Here is an 18,741-nt window from a genome sequence, read left to right as displayed (position 1 = left end):
CGCCAAAGCAGGCTTTTAAAATTTTACTAAGCTGGCTTTAGTTTTCGCGTGTATGGCTAAAGGTGACTTCTGGATAGCGCTCTACTGATAAATTAAGGTTTACACGGCTTGGCGCTATGTAAGTTAAATTATCGCCGCCATCTAAGGCTAGGTTGCTTTCACATTTACGCTTAAAGTCTTCAAACTTTTTAACGTCGTCGCTACTTACCCAGCGGGCTGTATTTACGTTAACCCCTTCGTAAATTGCATCTACGTTATATTCTGCTTTTAAGCGCGCTACAACCACATCAAACTGAAGTACACCTACTGCGCCTACAATTAAATCGTTGTTTATTAGCGGTCTAAATACCTGTACAGCACCCTCTTCTGAAAGTTGTACTAAGCCTTTTAATAACTGCTTTTGCTTAAGCGGATCACGTAAACGAATACGGCGGAATAATTCCGGTGCAAAGTTAGGAATACCACTAAACTTAAGCTTTTCACCTTGGGTAAAAGTATCACCTATTTGAATCGTACCGTGGTTATGTAAACCAATAATGTCGCCAGCGAATGCATCACCTGCGCGCTCACGATCGCCAGCCATAAACGTAACCGCATCAGAAATACTTACTTGTTTGCCAATTCGCACATGATTCATTTTCATGCCTTGGCTGTATTTACCCGACACTATGCGCATAAAGGCAATTCGGTCGCGGTGTTTCGGGTCCATATTGGCCTGAATTTTAAATACAAAGCCAGTAAAGTTCTCTTCAGTGGCAACTACTTGGCGGTCTTCTGTTTCACGTGGCAATGGCGTTGGCGCCCATTTAGTTAAGCCGTCAAGTACATGATCAACACCAAAGTTACCTAGTGCTGTACCAAAATAAACTGGCGATAGTTCGCCGGCTAAAAACAGCTCTAAATCAAATTCATTGGATGCGCCAATAACCAGCTCTAGCTCATCGCGTAATTGCGCGGCGAGATCGTCACCAATAGCATCAACCAGTTCTGGGTTATCTATCCCTTTAATGGTGCGCACGTCTTGAATTTTATGACCTTGGCCAGTTTTATATAAAACCGCTTCATCGTTATGAATATGATAAACACCTTTAAAGCCTTTACCACTACCAATTGGCCAAGTAATAGGCGCACACGCTATTTTAAGCTCGGTTTCAACTTCGTCAAGCAGCTCCATTGGGTCGCGTATATCACGGTCACATTTATTCATAAAAGTAACAATTGGCGTAGTACGCAGGCGTGTTACTTCCATTAATTTACGCGTACGGTCTTCTACACCTTTGGCCGCATCAATAACCATTAAGCACGAATCGACTGCTGTTAGCGTACGGTACGTATCTTCTGAGAAGTCTTCGTGTCCAGGTGTGTCGAGCAGGTTAACCAAGGCGTTTTTATACGGAAACTGCATTACTGAGGTAGTAACAGAAATACCACGCTCTTTTTCCATGTCCATCCAGTCAGATTTAGCATGCTGGTTAGAGCCACGGCCTTTTACTGTACCGGCTTTTTGGATAGCTTGTCCGAATAAGAGTACTTTTTCGGTGATGGTGGTTTTACCCGCATCTGGATGCGAAATAATCGCGAAGGTACGTCGTTTATTAATTTCACTGAGGAGATTTTGCTCTGCCATTAAAAAAGTTCTTTTAGTTTGAATACGGACATTTATGTATGCTGACGTTTCAGAGCTAATATTGCTCAACCCCGAAAGCTCAACACACCCTAGGAAGAACCCAATTTGGCTCCTCACACGCGATCCGTTATGTTAATCGTAATTGAAGACTATTTTCGCTGATCTTCACTCTATAAACAATCAATGCTTAGTTATTAACTGATTCTTTTTTTATTAACTCTCCCAGAGCGCGTATTTACTCAATTATTGTCCTAAATTGTGCTTAGTTATAAATATTACCAGCACAATAAACAAACGCTAAGCTTGAGTAATATAGCTGTAAAACATATTATTACTAACATTACATGGAGGATGTGTTGTTTGGTAATGAAAACCAGTAAGTTAAGCATTAGGTTATTATGGTATATAACGCCGTTAGTTATACTTCCGCTGTTATTTTTAGGTGGTTTTACGCTAACTAATGTAACCAACTCAACACAAAAACAAGCTGATTTAATTATGAGCCGGTTTGTTGAACAACAACAACAAAAAGTATTTAACTATATTGACTCATTTCAATCCACTGCCAAGCTATTATCCACCTCACCCGTATTGAACGATTTTTTAGCTAACGATTTACATGCTGATGGTGGCTACACCTATCGCCTAGGTGCGTTAATGGATGTGTTTGCCAGTTATAGCGAGGCCTATCCCGATATTATTAGCATTAACTTAATGTCGGTAAATGGCAAAAGCGATGCCTACTACTCAAGTAATTTAAGTATAGCGCCAAAATCGTATCCTTTTTTTGACAAAGTACAGCAAAGTAATTTAAGCCAACAGCAGTTTATGATGCAAAAAGCAGATGGCACCACCAGCTTGTATTTTATTCAGCGTATTTATAGCATTGACTACTATCTTAAGCGCCCACAACAGCTTGGTTTTATAGTACTGCATATTGATCCTTCTATTCTTAACACCAGTATTTTAGAAGCCCCTTACAACAACACTCTCAACTTACTCGTTAGTAATGAGGGGAAAATTTTATTTAGTTCCGATTATAATATTCGTGGCCAATATATTAGCGAATTTGAGCTCAACCAAGTACATAACTTAGCCGACATTGGCTCTTTATCAACCATAGAGCTTTCGAGTATAGATAAAATAGAGCGGATGATTTTTGCGGTGCAAATGAGCGGTGGTTATTATGTATCGACTATTCCTAAAGCCGTTTTGTATCAGTCGGGTAAGGCTATTAGCTTAATTACCGGCTTAATTGTTATTATTTCGGTTATTACGCTGCCAATACTTATTTTTATTGTAGTGCGTAATTTATTACTTAATCCTATTGAGCTATTAGGTGCAGCTAGCCACCGTGTAGGTGATGGCGATTTAGGTGTTTCACTGCCCGCGCACACCGATGATGAAGTAGGCATATTGTTTAACGACTTTAATCACATGGTTAATCAAATTAGGCATTATCAAGAGCAGTTAGAAGAATATAAACATCACCTCGAAGACAAAGTAGAAAGCCGCACCAAAGCGCTAGAAACCATGAACAGCCAGTTAGAGCTTGCGATTGGCCAAGCAGAGCAAGCAAATCAACTTAAAAGTCGCTTTTTGGCTAATATGAGCCACGAAATTCGTACCCCACTCACGGCAATAATGGGCTTTACCGAACAGCTTTTACATAACGATAAAATCACCAACAACAAACAGCATTTAAGCACCATTTTACGCAACTCTAAGCATTTACTAGAGTTAATAAATAACATTTTAGATTTGTCTAAAATTGAAGCCGAAAAAATTGCTGTAGAGCAAGCCCCACTAAATGTAGTGCGCTTAATGCACGACATTGAGTCAATTATTGAACCGCTGGCACAACAAAAAAAGCTAAAGCTTAGTATTAATTATCAACTCCCGTTACCACACACTATAAACAGCGACGAAACCCGCTTAAAACAAATACTGATCAACATTGCCAGCAATGCAGTTAAGTTTACCGAGCAAGGCCATGTATCTATAACGGTTCATTACCTACCAAGCCAAGAGCTGATGTTTGTAATACAAGATAGCGGAATTGGTATGGTTGAAAGTCAAATTAAGCGCTTATTTACTCCTTTTGAGCAAGCAGACGCTACCACAACCCGTCGCTTTGGCGGCACCGGGCTTGGGCTATGTATTTCAAAAAATTTAGCACAACGTCTTGGCGGTGATATAACCGTTAAAAGTGAATTAGATGTAGGTAGCTGCTTTACTATAACCATAGCCTGTAATTTACAAACGCCATTAGCCGATAACCTGTTTTTAGAGCAATCCAATCAACTCATTCCAGAAAAAGATCCGCTGCTTTCCTTCGCTAGTAATAATTTTGATGCACATATTTTAGTGGCCGAAGATAACCCCGATAATCAATTATTAATAAAGCTGCTGCTGCAAACTTGGGGATTAGAGCCCGACATAGCAAACAATGGCGCTGAAGCAGTAGAAATGGCGCTAGTAAACGACTATCAGTTAATTATTATGGATATGCAAATGCCAGTAATGGGTGGCCTAGAAGCGACTAAAATATTACGCCATGCAGCATACGACGGCCCTATAATCGCACTCACTGCGAATGTAATGAACCATGACGTAGACACATATATTGCTGCAGGATGCGACAAGGCTCTGGCGAAACCTATAGATAAAGACGCCCTAGAAAGCGTATTAGTAAGTTACCTACACCTTGAAAAAGACAATCAAAATAAATGGGACGTCATACTCAAAAGTGAAAAATTCCAACAAATAAATGCAAATTACGTCGCTAACCTGCCAACTTATTTAGCTGAAATAAAAAGCTTACAATTTTCGGGTAACTTAGTCGCATTACGCGCATTAGCACATAATATAAAAGGCAGTGCTGGGTGTTTTAACTTTGATGATATTTATCACTGTGCTGCGCGTTTAGAAGATCATTTAAAAAGCGATAGCAAAGCCGCGTTAAACGAATTAACAGCTAACTTAATTAACGCTATTGAGCAGGTTATTAGTGAGCAAAGTAAGCCGGTATAAGTTATCGGCTTACTGCAACAATATTCTTTATACAGTTATCACTGCAAACTCTTCACTACAAAATATTATTGAAAGTTTAAGCCCAGTGCCATGCCCATTAAAATAGCGTCTTCAAATCCGTTTTTAGCAGGATTGTCGCTTGGGTAATAGTTTTTACGCACTGACATTTCTATAAAGCCTGCATTTTCGTAGAGCTTTATTGCGGGGGTATTTGATTCGCGTACTTCTAAAAATAAATTTTCAGCATTTTGCTGCTCACCATATTCAATAAACTGGTTCAGTAGCTGTTTTGCAATGCCTTTTCCTTGCTCGCTTGGGGCAACGCAAATATCCATCAAGGTAAAGTCGGGCCCGGCCTTTTCGCCAATATAAAAACCTACCATGGTATCGCCGTTAAACGCTGCTAAATTAAAATAGCGCCCACCAATACATGAGCTCATGGTATTTAACGTCCACGGGTGGCTGTGGCATGCGGCTTCTATAGCCATTAATTTCGGTATAGCGGTTGCGTCTACTGATTTAAAGTTTATCAAGATGGTCACTCATTAAAGCCCATAAAGCACGTTTATCGGCAGTACTGAGCTGTGAATTTGTTAAAACTAACTGATCGCCATGTAATTGCAGTGCCGTGCCTTGTATTACACTATTGATGGTAATGGGGGCTATGGCACGCTTTATATCTGCAAATAACTGGCTTGTGAGCGAAATAGGCTCAGGCGCGACGCTGTCTGCTTTAGTGTCAGTTGCTTTATTATTTATTGGCTGGTTATTAACCGTTTGATAATGCTGATTTAATTCGAGGTTTTCTATACCAAAAACAGCTGCGTAACGTGAATGCATAACGACTCGATGAAATTAGTAAGTAAGGTAATATAAGAAGTAATAAATTCGATGTAAAGAAGAAATGGCAGGGGCGGAGAGATTCGAACTCCCAACCGTCGGTTTTGGAGACCGCTGTTCTACCAATTGGAACTACGCCCCTGCAATACCGACGAATTATAGAGACCTTTGGCCAAAGGTAAAGAAAAAAATCATCTTTTTGGTTTGATTGCCTTTTAAATAAACAAAACGACGAATTAGCAGGCTAATTCTTCATTTTTTAATTACTTAGACTCAGGCAAATATTAATAGCCGAGCACTAAATTAATTATTTTTACGTTTTGTGAATAAAAATATAATAGCAATAAAGTGCTGTCGCTTACTTTATCTCACTGTGCTGATACTACTATTTGTTGTGGTTCAATAAAACTAGGCACTAATTTAGATAGTTTACTAATAACTTACTGGTAGCTTGCTGATAATTTGCTGATAGCTTGCTGATAATTTGCTGATGGTTTGCTGATGGTTTCTAGGCAGCTTTTAGATACTTTTTAAATAGTTTTTACAATTTGAATAACTCAAGCTCCCTGCCTTACTAATTTTAGCATGCTCTTAAATCTTCGGTATTCCCTTTAAACTCGCTCTTGTAGCTAAATTATCACCTTCAAACCATATTGATACCAACGAAGCGTACTACTATTCCGCCCCCCTTTGGCTATCGCCTTTTGGCGCATTTTTAGAGCCATGCTGGTGATAATATTACCGGTTACACAAAATAAAATGTAAAGCCGATAGCATTGACACAGAGTCGATTCCTCCTTACCATTGGAATAATAGACCAGTCGTTATAATTTGAGGTGTTTTAGTTATGAGTGAAAAAGTAAAGCCGAAAGACGTTCTAATTGAGACGGCATCACGCTTATTTAGAGTGCGCGGATATTGCGGAGTGGGCCTAAATGACATAATTGAAGAAAGTGGCGTACCTAAGGGCTCCTTGTATTACTACTTTCCAAAAGGCAAAGAGCAGTTGGCGACTGCTGCAATTAACAATACTAAAAGACTTGTTATGGAAGATATTCAAAAAAACTTTGCGGGTGTATCCAATCCAATAGATGCTTTTCAAGCTTATGTTTATGAATTATCCAGAGTGTTTGGACAAGGCGGAACCCCTCTTGGCTCTCCAATTGGCACTATTGCTGGAGAAAAACATTCCACTAGTGAACCTATTCGCTTGGCGTGTGAAGCGACCTTTAAAAGTTGGCAATCTATTTATACTGAAAAGTTTCTTGAAGCAGGCTACACAGAGCAACAGTCCACAAGTTTAGCTACTGTTTTTCATGCGCTAACTGAGGGCGGTATTCTCTTAGCTTTAACAATGAAAACGGGCAAGCCGCTTGAAACAATAGCAGAGCAAATTCCCTCATTGCTTATTAAAAAGTAAATTTAAAAAGTAAATAAAGTATCAATCAACACAGGTCAATTTAGTTAATCAGCGAAGAGAGTTTTAATGTCTACAATTGCATATGAACAAGATAAAACAGTTATAAGACCAGTCCCTATTCTAATATCCTTTTTAATTGCCGGATTCATTGGCTTATTTAGCGAAACAGCTTTAAATATGGCACTTGGCAATTTAATGAGTGAATTAGATGTTGTTTCCTCTACCGTGCAGTGGATAACAACAGGTTACTTACTGACTATGGGGATCCTTATTCCCGTTTCTGCACTATTAATACAATGGTTTAGTACACGGCAATTATTCGTTGCTTCGTTACTTTTTTCGATTATTGGAGCGATAGTTTCCGGTATAGCCCCCTCTTTTAGTGTTTTGCTATTAGGTCGTATTATTCAGGCAATCGGAACCGGCTTATTAATTCCCTTAATGTTCCATACAGCCCTCATCATTTTCCCTGTTCATAAAAGAGGCACTATTATGGGATTGATTGGCCTTGTTATGATGACAGCACCGGCTGTTGGACCAGCTACTTCGGGGCTGATTATTGAGCTGTTGAGCTGGAATTGGATTCTTTGGTTACTCATTCCGTTTCTTGTTTTTTCATTAGTATACGGGCTGGCTTATGTGCAGAACGTTTCTGTTTTGAGTAAGCCTAAAATAGATGTGCTGTCAATTTTGTTATCGACTGTCGGGTTTGGTGGCATTGTATATGGCTTTAGTATTGCGGGTGAAAAAGGATGGGGGAACTTACTGGTAATTAGTACCATTATAATTGCGCTAATCTCTCTTATTATATTTTCGTTAAGACAGTTTAAACTCGATAAACCAATGTTAGATTTACGTACTTTAAAATATCCAAAGTATACTTTAGGTTTATTGAGTGTATCTGCCACATTCATGATTATTTTATCAACCATGATTCTTTTGCCTTTATATTTACAAATTGGCCTTGGATTAACTGCGCTTACTGCTGGCCTTGTGCTTATGCCAGGTGGAATAATAAATGGTGCTTTGTCTCCGATCGCGGGGCGTATATTTGATAAGTTTGGCTCTAAGTGGCTACTTACACCTGGCTTTATTATTATGATTATTACGCTATGGAATCTGTCGAATGTAACCACAGAAACCTCTATTGCAATGGTTATCTTTTTGCATTCATCTCTCATGATTGGCGTAACATTAATTATGATGCCTGCGCAAACAAATGGTTTAAATGAGCTCCCCAGAGAACTATATGCTGACGGGACCGCTTTAATAAACACTTTACTGCAAGTATCTGGCTCAATTGGCACCGCCTTGGCGATTACAATCATGTCGGCTTCTCAAAATAGTTTTTTGGAAAACGTGGCTGATCCATCAGCGCCCTCTGCAGTAAGTAGCTCATTAACAGCGGGTGTACAAACAGCGTTTATTTTGGGAATTGTACTTGCGATTAGCGGGTTAATTATGTCGTTCTTTATAAAGTCATCTAAAAATACTTAAAGTAATATTAGCAACAAAAAAGCCCATGAAATCATGGGCTTTTATTTTTATATACTGCTAATACTAGCTAGTAGCTAACGCGCGATTATTCCCACTCAATAGTTGCAGGTGGTTTACCCGAAATATCGTAAACAACACGCGAAATACCATCAATTTCATTAATGATACGGTTTGAAACCACACCTAAAAATTCATATGGTAAATGTGACCAGCGCGCGGTCATAAAGTCGATAGTTTCCACGCAGCGCAGTGATACAACCCAATCGTATTTACGCGCATCACCCATAACCCCTACCGATTTAACCGGTAAAAACACAGTGAACGCTTGGCTTACTTTATGGTAAAGCTCTGCTTTGTGAAGCTCTTCGATGAAAATAGCATCGGCGCGACGCAGTAAATCACAGTATTCTTTTTTAATTTCGCCAAGTACACGCACACCTAAACCTGGTCCAGGGAAAGGATGACGGTAAAGCATGTCGTACGGTAAACCTAGCTCTAGGCCAATTTTACGTACTTCATCTTTAAATAACTCACGTAGCGGCTCAACTAGGCCCATTTTCATGTCTGCTGGTAATCCGCCCACATTGTGGTGCGATTTAATTACGTGTGCTTTACCGGTGGCAGATGCCGCAGATTCAATTACGTCTGGGTAAATTGTACCTTGCGCTAACCATTTTGCATTTTTAAGCTTTTTAGCTTGCTCATCAAATACATTAATAAACGTGTGGCCAATGGCTTTACGCTTATCTTCTGGGTCTGACTTACCAGCAAGGTCATTTAAAAATTGCTCTTCGGCTTCAACTTTAACAATGTTTAGGCCAAACTTATTACCAAACATGTCCATAACTTGCTGGCCTTCGTTTAAACGAAGTAGGCCGTTATCAACAAATACACAAGTTAGCTTTTCGCCAATTGCACGGTGAATAAGCATAGCCACAACCGATGAATCAACACCGCCCGAAAGACCTAAAATAACTTCGTCATCGCCAACTGTTTCTTTAATGCGCTCAATGGCATTATCGATAATTTTTGCTGCAGTCCATAATTTTTCACAACCACAAATATCAATAGCAAAACGCTCTAATAAACGCTGCCCTTGATGTGTGTGCGTTACTTCTGGATGAAACTGTACGCCGTAAAAGCGTTTTTCTTCGTTCGACATTGCCGCATGCGGACACGTAGATGTTTTAGCTGTGGTTTTAAAGCTTTGTGGAATATCCATTACTTTATCGCCATGGCTCATCCATACATCTAGTACGCCATTGCCGCCGTCGGTGATATGATCTTCTATCGCATCAAACAACGCACAATTACCCACTTTTTCTACTTGGGCGTAACCAAACTCTTTTTTATCAGAGCTGTGTACACTGCCGCCAAGCTGAGCTGCCATAGTTTGCATGCCGTAGCAAATACCTAGTACTGGCACACCAGCATTAAATACATATTCAGGAGCGCGTGGGCTGTTTTCAAGTGTTGTCGACTCTGGGCCACCAGAGAGAATAATACCTTGTGGGTTGAACTCGCGAATTTGCTCTTCGGTCACATCCCATGCCCACAGTTCACAGTAAACACCAATTTCGCGCACACGACGGGCAATTAATTGAGTGTATTGTGAACCAAAGTCTAAAATGAGAATTCGTGAATCGTGAATGTCTTTGCTCATGGAGTATCTCGTAAAGTCAGATGCTAAATAATGCTACTGATATAGTGAGTAGCTATTTAAAAAGGGCTAGTAAAACTAGCCCATAAATTGATGTAATTACGGCTGATTAGCCTAAACGGTAGTTAGGTGCTTCTTTAGTGATTTGCACGTCATGTACATGCGACTCACCCATACCAGCTGAAGTAACACGTACAAACTGTGGTTTGGTGTTTAGCTCTTCAATAGTGGCACAACCGGTTAAGCCCATTGCGCTGCGCAGGCCGCCCACTTGCTGATGGATAATAGTTGCAATAGGACCTTTGTACGCTACGCGACCTTCAATACCTTCTGGTACTAACTTGTCGGCTTCGTTTGATTTTTGGAAGTAACGATCTGATGAACCTTCTTTTTGATCCATCGCGCCTAACGAGCCCATACCACGGTATGATTTGTAGTAACGGCCTTGGTAAAGCTCTACTTCGCCAGGTGCTTCTTCAGTACCAGCAAGCAAAGAGCCCACCATTACACACGATGCACCAGCAACAAGTGCTTTTACAATATCGCCAGAAAAACGAATACCGCCATCGGCAATTACCGGAATATCGCGGCCTTTTAAGCCATCAACAGCATCTGAAATAGCCGTAATTTGTGGCACACCACAACCCGTAACAATACGCGTAGTACAAATAGAACCTGGGCCTATTCCTACTTTAACCGCATCGGCTCCAGCGTCTGCAAGCGCAACAGCGCCTTCTGCTGTTGCTACGTTACCAGCAATAATTTGTAAGTCTGGGTATTCTTTGCGGGTTTTCGCAACGCGGTCAATAACACCTTGAGAATGGCCGTGCGAAGTATCGATAAGTAATACGTCAATACCTGCTTCTACTAATGCAGCAATACGCTCATCAGTACCTGCGCCAACACTCACAGCAGCACCTACACGCAAACGACCTTGGTCGTCTTTACAGGCATCTGGTTTTTCTTGTGCTTTTTGGTAATCTTTTACGGTGATCATGCCCTTTAGTTTAAACGCATCATCAACCACAAGAATTTTTTCAATGCGGTGTTCGTGCATTAAGCCTAAAATCTCTTCGCGCGCAGCACCTTCGTTTACAGTAACTAGCTTGTCTTTTTTAGTCATAACAGTAGAAACAGGCTGTTCAAGCTTAGTTTCAAAGCGCATATCACGCCCTGTTACAATACCAACAAGATTGTTATCGCTATCGGTTACTGGAAAGCCCGAAAAACCTTTTTCTTGCGACAGCTCAAGTGCATCTGCAATGGTTAAGTCGGCAGTTACTGTAATAGGATAAGTAACAATACCCGCTTCATAGGTTTTAACTTTACGAACGTTTTTCGCTTGTTCTGCAATAGTCATGTTTTTATGAATAAAACCAAGACCACCTTCTTGCGCAAGGGCAATAGCTAAACGAGCTTCGGTAACAGTATCCATAGATGCTGAAACAAGCGGCAAGTTAAGTTTGATTCCACGCGTTAAGCGAGTTGAAATATTTGCCGTATGTGGCAAAACAGTAGAATGACCAGGTACTAAAAGTACGTCATCAAAGGTAAGAGCTTCTTTAGCGATTCTAAGCATTTTGGCAACTTCTCACATGGTGGATCTAAGATAAGGAATTGCGGCCAAATTTTAACAGCGTTGCTGGCACTAGTAAATCATATTTTGTAAATATTTATGATAAACTAGGGTTATAAATAGTTTTTGGTAGTTTTTTATGTTTTCGAAGCCTTTGCAAACGATTTACACCGTGTCACGCCTTAATAGAGAAATACGCGCCCTACTCGAGCAAGGCTTTGCCTCGCTGGTACTAACTGGCGAAATTTCGAACTTTATTACTCCGGCGTCTGGGCATTGGTATTTTTCGTTAAAAGACGATAAAGCACAAATAAAAGCAGCCATGTGGCGCGGCAATAATCGTAACCAAAGTTACCGACCCATTAACGGTGCGCAGGTAACGGTAAAAGCGCGCGTTTCACTTTATGAACCACGCGGCGACTATCAACTTATTGTTGAGCATATGGAACCTGCTGGCGAAGGACAACTTAAGCAAGAGTTTGACGCCCTAAAAATGCGCTTAGCCGCTGAGGGGCTATTTAGCTCGGTTTATAAAAAACCTCTACCGCAAAACATTAACCGTATCGGGGTAATAACCTCTGCAACTGGCGCGGCCATAAAAGATATTTTAACCGTACTAAAACGCCGCGCACCGCAGTTAGAAGTTATTATTTACCCTGCTATGGTGCAAGGTAAAGACGCACATCTGCAGTTAATTAAACAAATAGAGTTGGCTAATATTCGCAGCGAAGTAGACGTGCTTATTTTAGGGCGTGGTGGCGGCTCTTTAGAAGATTTATGGTGTTTTAACCATGAGCAACTTGCACGCGCTATATTTAATAGCCAACTGCCTATTGTGAGCGCGGTAGGCCACGAAATCGACACCACTATTAGCGACTATGTAGCCGACGTACGTGCAGCTACGCCTTCTGCGGCGGCCGAGCTGGTAAGCCCTAATACGCAAGAGTTACATAATAAAGTAACTCAGCTAGTTAACCGTCTTGCTAATGCGTTTAAACACGATATGAGCGAAAAGCGCGCTCAAGCATTACAACTACAGCACAGGTTAAATTTATGCCATCCGCGTAACCAGTTAAATCAAAAAGCGCAGCGCTTGGATGAACTAACCATTGCACTACAACAAGCTATGCGTAATAGTTTATATCAACAAGAGCGCACCCTTAATAATTTAACGCCTAGATTAATGCGCCAATCACCCGACAAAAAGCTCACTCAAGCAAGTCACCAACTCGCACAATTACAAACTCGGCTTAACCAAGCAATACAGCAGCAATTACAGCAAGCTAATAACAGCTTAGCACTGCAGGCAAGTCGCCTAGATTCGGTAAGTCCACTTAATGTATTAGCGCGAGGCTATAGTATTACAAAAACAGATAAGCAAAAGGTGGTTAAATCGGTAGCGGATGTAAAAGTCGGAGATACTTTAATTACTGAACTAGTTGACGGCACGCTACACTCGCAAGTACTAAGTTAGCAGCGTCTTACTCTTTAGTACTCACTATAAAATCTATCTGTTCATCGGTTGAATTTGACGAAGTGAGCTTAAATTGCTGCCACCATGGCATTAGCGCTAACTTATCGTTCAGCTCGCGCCACTGCACATGCTCTTGTTGATTAGTTTTATCGGCAACTAGGCTAAACTTACAAAGTGTTTGTTTGCACTCTAAACTAGTTAGTTGCGCGGTATTACTTAAATCGCTGGTAATTAAAAAATCAGTTAGCGCGGTTTCTACTTCGTAGCTCCACTGGCTATTTTCATCCTCAGCTATAAACTTCTCTTCTAACTGCTTAGCAAAATCAAGCTGATCTAGTTGCGCTAATTTTAACGCTTGTTCAACGCGTTTAAGTTGTTTGGTTTTAAGCTCAAGCTCATTGGTAAGCGTGGCAATTTTATGCGTATATGGTGCAATACTCTCAGCCTGGGAGTTACCATCGGCAGGGTTAACATGCTCGTCAGTACTATTGAGTGACTCATCGTTAGCTTGCTTTATAACAATACTTTTATAAGGAAACGGCTGGCTTTGTTGCGCTTGAATAGGCATAGAATGTAAAAACAAAAAGTAACCACTGGTTAATCCTACGCCTAAAATAAAACAGCACAGGCCAAGTAAGTTACTTTTGTTTAGCATTTTAAATTGCTCATTACTTTAAAGCATAGAGCTAGTATGCGATTCATTTTCAGGCTCAGGTTTAGCTAAAAAGTTTTGGTTCATACTTTTTGCAGGGCATTCGCAATCTGGGCGACCAATAATTTTTGCCGGTACACCTACCGCTGTAGTGTGTGGCGGTACATTACTTAGCACAACAGAGCCTGCGCCAATACGCGCGCCCGCGCCCACTTCAATATTGCCTAATATTTTAGCCCCAGCACCAATAAGTACCCCGGCTCTAATTTTAGGGTGACGATCGCCTTGCTCATTGCCCGTGCCACCTAAAGTAACCGACTGCAGTATTGATACGTTATCTTCAATTACCGCCGTTTCACCAATAACAATACCGGTTGCATGGTCAAACATTATTCCTTTACCCACTTTACAAGCAGGATGAATATCAACGCCAAATACTTCTGAGCTACGGCTTTGAATAAAACGCGCCAACTCTTTACGGTTTTGCGTCCACAAACAATTAGCTAAACGATGCGCCTGAATAGCATGGAAACCTTTTAAATTTAATATTACCGTAAGGTAAGTTTCGGCTGCAGGGTCACGATCTTTTACCGCTTTAATATCGTGAGCAACGTGCGTTAGCATACGCTCACACCTTACAAACGACTGATCAAATAGCTCACGAATAGTAAATGCCGACACCACCGCATCTGCCAATTTATTAGCAACAATAAAACTCAGCGCCGCCCCTAAACATTCATGGTTCAAAATACACGAATAAACATGGCTCGCTAAAAGAGGTTCGCGTTTTACTACTTCATTTGCTTCGCTGCGAAGCTGTTGCCAAATTTCATGTCGCATATTACTGCCTTTGTTGATCAAAAAGAGCCTTTTGCTAAGTTTAACGGATTTAGCCGATAAGGTGTTAATTCCTTCTTTATTTTATCTGGTTATTAGATATAACCGTAATGAGCATAAGGTAGTACAGCAAAGCCCACATTAGCTTAAATCTGTCACTCGCACGCTATTTTTACCGGCTGTTTTTGCTTTATAAAGCAGTTTATCTGCTTCATTAAGTAAATCTTCAGCGCAGCTGTTATTACTTGGTATTATGGTCGCTATTCCCACACTTACAGTAACTATTTTACTTGGTAATGAGTGCTTATTTTCGATATTTAGTGCCTTTAATTGCGTAACAATCCGATCTATGTTGGCCGTTGCTTGTAAAGAGTTTGTATTGCCGTAAATTAATACAAACTCTTCGCCTCCAAAACGTGCACATAAGTCGCTCGGCCTTTTGCTATATTGCTTTAACAAGTTAGCAATTTGTTGTAAGCAAACATCACCTTGTTGATGACCATAGGTATCGTTTAACAGTTTAAAATTATCTACATCTATCATCGCAATTGATAAAGGCAGAGCCAAACGCTCGCAGCGCCTCCACTCACTATTTAATACGCTATCAAAATACCTGCGGTTAGCAATTTTCGTCAACCCATCAAGTCTTGCCAACTGTTTAGCTTTATTTTCGGCCTGTTTTCGCTCGGTTATATTGTTATGGTTAATAACATAGTATTCACTGTTATTATGACTAAATGGCATCACCCTCATCATAAACCAACGTTGTTCATCATCGCTGTGACATGGATATTCTAAATAAAAATCAGCCTGTTTATGGCTTATTACAGCAGTAATTCCCTTCAAAGCACTGACACCAAACTCATCGCCTTGTTCTGCCGCCTTTTTGCATTCATGTAAATAATTATACTGTTGTGACATAGCTATATAATTACTGCTATTTTGTACGCCAAAAGATTGCCAACTTTTATTTTCATAAATAATTTCACCAACCTTATCAATCACCACAATGTGATCAGGTATGGTATTTAATATCGATCGTAAAAATACTTTGTCGTCTAACATCTCTCCTCCATACCTATTTAATGTCACTTTATTTACTGTAATTAATAACTCAAAAAAGCAGTTTTTAACTAACTAAAAAAATACCCCGAATATATCGGGGTATTTTACTAAGTTAATTTTAATTGTTGCACTAATTACTTACTTAAATACTTTATCTACTGCTATTACTGCAATATTTTTTGCCGGAATAGCTAATTTGTAATCGGCAATCACTTTATCCTCTGCAACAAGCTCTGCTGGTTTATCGGTATTATAAACCATTGGCGATGTTTGCTCAGACGCTAAACGCTTTTGCATATCAGCGCCGTCACCGGTAATAAATACATAATGGATATTATCGGTTTGTAGATTATCTTTAATAACGCGGTTTACATCCTTTACTGTTAGCGTTTTAAGTTTGTTAGTTACGTAACTTACAAAGCTGTCGGTGTTGTAAAACTCACTATCAAGTGCATAACCTAGTTGGCGATTTTGGCTTGCCACCATTTGCGGCACAAAGTTAATTAAAAAGTTACGCGTGGCTTCAAAGTCGTCTTCACTCATGCCATTTTTAATTAGCTTATCAAGCTCAAACAAGGCGGTACGAGTCGCAAAATGCGCATCGTTATTAGAGCGAAGTGGGCGTAACCACACTTGAAATATTTGCTCAGAGCGTCCTAGGTTTGCATCAGGCTTAGTTTGAAACATACCTCGCGGAAAGTATTCAATGTACGCGTAATCGCCGTAGTTCATGCCACGGGTTTCACGAATACGCTCATATAAAAAGCTGTTAGAACTACGGTGCTCACCAAAGTAAGAACGCACTAACCACAGTGCAGTCCAATCCTCACTACTTCTTATTGTATCAATTGGAAAACCAAACGATACCGCTGTCGACTGCGCACTCTTTTCAACAATAGTAGCATGATGGCCTTTAAGCTCAGGCGCATCAGGAATACTTAAACGGCTTTGCTCGCCTTTAGGCAGGCCTGCTAAATCAGCTAACATAGTGGCTTTTAGTTTTTCCGGTACTGCACCAATTAAGCCAAGTGTTAGCTTAGATTGCGTAAGCTCTGTGTTATAAAACGTTTTAACATCATCAAGCGTAAGTGCTTCTAAATCTGAAATATCACCATAGTTGTAGCTTTCATAAGGATGGCCTTTGTAAAGCGCGCTGTAGAGTACTTCTTTACCTAGTTCTTCATTGTTAGATGCTTTTAAGCCCGATTTAATACCGTCAATTAGCTCTTTTTTAAGGCGCTTAAAGTCATCTTCTCTAAAACCGGGATTAAGTAACTGATCGCTCACTAATGCATACCACTTAGCAGCGTTATCTTTATGAATACGCCCTTGAAACGACAGCATTTCTTTATCTATTTGATAACCAAAGCTACCTGCCAGCGGATAAAGTGCTTGTTTAATATCTTTATAGCTTGTTGATTGTGAGCCACCTTGCGCCAGCATAGCTGCAGTTAATGCGCCAAGGCCTTTTTTACCTTGCGGGTCAGCAGCAGCCCCGGTATTGAATAAAAAGTTAACGTCGATTAATGGCGAGCTGTTAGTTTTATCTAGCACTTTAAATGCAGCAGCCTGAGGTGCTTGCTCCAGTTTTGCAACCAGTGCGTTTAAATCAACCTCTTGCTCAAAATTTGGCGCTTTATCAAGTGCCGACATAGTCACGGTAGTGCGTGCATTATCAACAAAATACTTGTTAGCAATTGCTTTAATATCTTCAGCTGTTATTTCATCTGAGGTTTTATATAGCTGGTTTATTACCCTAGGGTCACGCTCAAAATGCATATAGCTTGCAAGGGTTGCAGCAATTGCTTGCGACGAATCTAAACCATTTATAAAGCTGTATTTAAGGTTAGATTTTAAGTCGCTGAGTTTTTGGCTATCTACTAACTCAGTACGCGCTTGAGCGTAGGTACGATTGATTGCATCGCGTACTTTGGCTAAATCGTCTGCTTTTTCTACTTTTACAAATACATGCAGTAAACCCGGATCTTTGGTTTCTGGGTTATAGCTAAACATTTGGCTGGCAATTTGTTTATCTACCACTAGCTCTTGGTATAAATCTGAGTTGTTTGAAAAATAAAGCTGCGAGAGTAAATCAAGCGCAGCTCTGTCTTTTTTAGCCGGCTCCCACGCAGTGCCTTTATACGATACTAATAACCAATGCCCTGGTAAGCCTGGGTTTTGTTGATGACTATATTTTGGCGCTTGCTGTGTTGGCTCTGCTTTAATGTCGGCAACATAGTCACCCTTTTTCCACGCCCCCCAGTGTTTTTTAACCATAGCCATAGTGGCTTTTGGGTCTACATCACCCACAATTACAAGTGATACATATTCGGGCTTATAAAATTTGGCAAAAAATTCTTTACCATAAGCCATTTGATCAGGCATGGCTTCTATGTCTTTAAAAAAGCCCATAGTGGTGTGTTTATAAGTGTGTTGCTCAAAGGCCTCTTCGCGTACTGCGCTAAGTAATTTACGCACTGGGCTGGCATTATTTTTTAAGTACTCGCCTTTTACCGTTTGCGCTTCGGTTCTAAATTGCTCTTCGGTATAGGTTAAATTTTGAAAAATATCAGCTTCAAGTTCAAGTACTTTATCAAGATGCTGCTTTGAAAAGTTTAAATGATAGTTAGTGTAATCGTTGGTGGTGTAAGCGCGGTTATCAACGCCAGAATTTTTTAAAATACTTGAATACACAGCCTCAGGAAATTTTTCAGAGCCTTTAAACATCATGTGTTCAAAAAAATGCGCAAAGCCCGTTTTGCCCGCTTGCGTTTCATTACGTGATCCTACCGATACAGGAATTTGCAACGAGACTACATCAGGGTAATCGGTTTTAACCACCATAACGCGCAAGCCATTTTCAAGCTCTTCTAGTAAGTAGTCTTGTGAAAAAACGCCCTCGCCCGTAGTGTTTGTTTGTTGTTGTGTTACTGCTTGGCTCGTTTGATTTTGTTCAATAGCGCAACCCGACAGTGCCAGCGATACCGCTAAACTGGTTGCTAAAAATTTAAATTTCATTGTTTTTCCTTTTATAGCAATCAATTTTAATCGCTAAACGTT

13 protein-coding genes and 1 tRNA gene are annotated in these 18,741 nt (G+C 40.3%); 4 read left to right on the top strand and 10 right to left on the bottom strand.

Annotated elements, in window-relative coordinates:
- Positions 1 to 37: 37 nt before the first annotated feature.
- Positions 38 to 1,627: a peptide chain release factor 3 gene (prfC, locus tag RB215_RS03410; protein ID WP_011327353.1), complete on the bottom strand. Its 1,590-nt coding sequence runs from the start codon at positions 1,625 to 1,627 to the stop codon at positions 38 to 40.
- 366 nt (positions 1,628 to 1,993) lie between these two features.
- Between prfC and RB215_RS03405 the strand changes: the two genes are divergently transcribed.
- Complete coding sequence (locus RB215_RS03405; RefSeq protein ID WP_309216880.1) at positions 1,994 to 4,660, top strand: ATP-binding protein; 2,667 nt, start codon at positions 1,994 to 1,996, stop codon at positions 4,658 to 4,660.
- Positions 4,661 to 4,725: 65 nt separating this feature from the next.
- Here RB215_RS03405 and rimI read toward each other — a convergent pair whose 3' ends face one another.
- The 3 genes from rimI to RB215_RS03390 form a co-directional block, all read right to left on the bottom strand.
- Positions 4,726 to 5,193, bottom strand: a complete 468-nt coding sequence (rimI, locus tag RB215_RS03400) for a ribosomal protein S18-alanine N-acetyltransferase (protein WP_309217153.1) — start codon at positions 5,191 to 5,193, stop codon at positions 4,726 to 4,728.
- Positions 5,180 to 5,500 (bottom strand): hypothetical protein, encoded by a 321-nt coding sequence (locus RB215_RS03395; RefSeq protein ID WP_011327350.1) that lies wholly within the window; start codon positions 5,498 to 5,500, stop codon positions 5,180 to 5,182. Before RB215_RS03395 ends, rimI begins: the two co-directional genes overlap by 14 nt.
- A gap of 65 nt (positions 5,501 to 5,565) precedes the next feature.
- Positions 5,566 to 5,642: transfer RNA gene (locus tag RB215_RS03390), tRNA-Trp, on the bottom strand.
- Positions 5,643 to 6,347: 705 nt separating this feature from the next.
- Here RB215_RS03390 and RB215_RS03385 point away from each other — a divergent pair.
- Together RB215_RS03385 and RB215_RS03380 are read left to right on the top strand one after the other, a co-directional pair.
- Positions 6,348 to 6,920, top strand: a complete 573-nt coding sequence (locus tag RB215_RS03385) for a TetR/AcrR family transcriptional regulator (protein WP_011327349.1) — start codon at positions 6,348 to 6,350, stop codon at positions 6,918 to 6,920.
- A 66-nt stretch (positions 6,921 to 6,986) separates the two neighbouring features.
- The gene (locus tag RB215_RS03380; RefSeq protein ID WP_011327348.1) at positions 6,987 to 8,417 is read left to right on the top strand and encodes an MDR family MFS transporter; all 1,431 of its coding nucleotides are present in this window, start codon (positions 6,987 to 6,989) and stop codon (positions 8,415 to 8,417) included.
- Positions 8,418 to 8,502: 85 nt separating this feature from the next.
- Here the strand turns inward: RB215_RS03380 and guaA are convergent, their stop codons facing one another.
- Together guaA and guaB are read right to left on the bottom strand one after the other, a co-directional pair.
- The gene (gene guaA / locus RB215_RS03375) at positions 8,503 to 10,080 is read right to left on the bottom strand and encodes a glutamine-hydrolyzing GMP synthase (protein ID WP_011327347.1); all 1,578 of its coding nucleotides are present in this window, start codon (positions 10,078 to 10,080) and stop codon (positions 8,503 to 8,505) included.
- Positions 10,081 to 10,186: 106 nt separating this feature from the next.
- Positions 10,187 to 11,656, bottom strand: a complete 1,470-nt coding sequence (gene guaB / locus RB215_RS03370; protein WP_011327346.1) for an IMP dehydrogenase — start codon at positions 11,654 to 11,656, stop codon at positions 10,187 to 10,189.
- 136 nt (positions 11,657 to 11,792) lie between these two features.
- Between guaB and xseA the strand changes: the two genes are divergently transcribed.
- Positions 11,793 to 13,127: an exodeoxyribonuclease VII large subunit gene (gene xseA / locus RB215_RS03365; protein WP_309216879.1), complete on the top strand. Its 1,335-nt coding sequence runs from the start codon at positions 11,793 to 11,795 to the stop codon at positions 13,125 to 13,127.
- A 7-nt stretch (positions 13,128 to 13,134) separates the two neighbouring features.
- On the opposite strand, the gene RB215_RS03360 is transcribed toward xseA, so the two are convergent.
- The 4 genes from RB215_RS03360 to RB215_RS03345 all read right to left on the bottom strand — a co-directional run bounded on the left by RB215_RS03360 (position 13,135) and on the right by RB215_RS03345 (position 18,699).
- On the bottom strand, positions 13,135 to 13,782 hold the full coding sequence (locus RB215_RS03360) for a hypothetical protein (protein ID WP_309216878.1): 648 nt from the start codon (positions 13,780 to 13,782) through the stop codon (positions 13,135 to 13,137).
- Between the two features lie 18 nt (positions 13,783 to 13,800).
- On the bottom strand, positions 13,801 to 14,619 hold the full coding sequence (cysE, locus tag RB215_RS03355; protein ID WP_011327343.1) for a serine O-acetyltransferase: 819 nt from the start codon (positions 14,617 to 14,619) through the stop codon (positions 13,801 to 13,803).
- A gap of 138 nt (positions 14,620 to 14,757) precedes the next feature.
- Positions 14,758 to 15,681: a sensor domain-containing diguanylate cyclase gene (locus tag RB215_RS03350; protein WP_089367811.1), complete on the bottom strand. Its 924-nt coding sequence runs from the start codon at positions 15,679 to 15,681 to the stop codon at positions 14,758 to 14,760.
- 138 nt (positions 15,682 to 15,819) lie between these two features.
- The gene (locus RB215_RS03345) at positions 15,820 to 18,699 is read right to left on the bottom strand and encodes an insulinase family protein (RefSeq protein ID WP_309216877.1); all 2,880 of its coding nucleotides are present in this window, start codon (positions 18,697 to 18,699) and stop codon (positions 15,820 to 15,822) included.
- Positions 18,700 to 18,741: the final 42 nt, after the last annotated feature.

The organism is Pseudoalteromonas sp. HL-AS2 (assembly GCF_031198805.1).
In the GTDB taxonomy this organism is placed as follows: Bacteria; Pseudomonadota; Gammaproteobacteria; order Enterobacterales; family Alteromonadaceae; genus Pseudoalteromonas; species Pseudoalteromonas nigrifaciens.
Note: the sequence above shows the minus strand (reverse complement) of the source record. Positions and strands in the feature narration are given on the sequence as shown.

Bases quoted from the DNA above. Each gene is read 5' to 3' on its own strand.
- guaA (WP_011327347.1), bottom strand. From the start codon at position 10,080: ATGAGCAAAGACATTCACGATTCACGAATTCTCATTTTAGACTTTGGT.
- RB215_RS03385 (WP_011327349.1), top strand. From the start codon at position 6,348: ATGAGTGAAAAAGTAAAGCCGAAAGACGTTCTAATTGAGACGGCATCA.
- RB215_RS03350 (WP_089367811.1), bottom strand. From the start codon at position 15,681: ATGTTAGACGACAAAGTATTTTTACGATCGATATTAAATACCATACCT.
- prfC (WP_011327353.1), bottom strand. From the start codon at position 1,627: ATGGCAGAGCAAAATCTCCTCAGTGAAATTAATAAACGACGTACCTTC.
- RB215_RS03345 (WP_309216877.1), bottom strand. From the start codon at position 18,699: ATGAAATTTAAATTTTTAGCAACCAGTTTAGCGGTATCGCTGGCACTG.
- RB215_RS03380 (WP_011327348.1), top strand. From the start codon at position 6,987: ATGTCTACAATTGCATATGAACAAGATAAAACAGTTATAAGACCAGTC.
- RB215_RS03360 (WP_309216878.1), bottom strand. From the start codon at position 13,782: ATGCTAAACAAAAGTAACTTACTTGGCCTGTGCTGTTTTATTTTAGGC.
- xseA (WP_309216879.1), top strand. From the start codon at position 11,793: ATGTTTTCGAAGCCTTTGCAAACGATTTACACCGTGTCACGCCTTAAT.
- guaB (WP_011327346.1), bottom strand. From the start codon at position 11,656: ATGCTTAGAATCGCTAAAGAAGCTCTTACCTTTGATGACGTACTTTTA.
- cysE (WP_011327343.1), bottom strand. From the start codon at position 14,619: ATGCGACATGAAATTTGGCAACAGCTTCGCAGCGAAGCAAATGAAGTA.
- RB215_RS03395 (WP_011327350.1), bottom strand. From the start codon at position 5,500: ATGCATTCACGTTACGCAGCTGTTTTTGGTATAGAAAACCTCGAATTA.
- RB215_RS03405 (WP_309216880.1), top strand. From the start codon at position 1,994: ATGAAAACCAGTAAGTTAAGCATTAGGTTATTATGGTATATAACGCCG.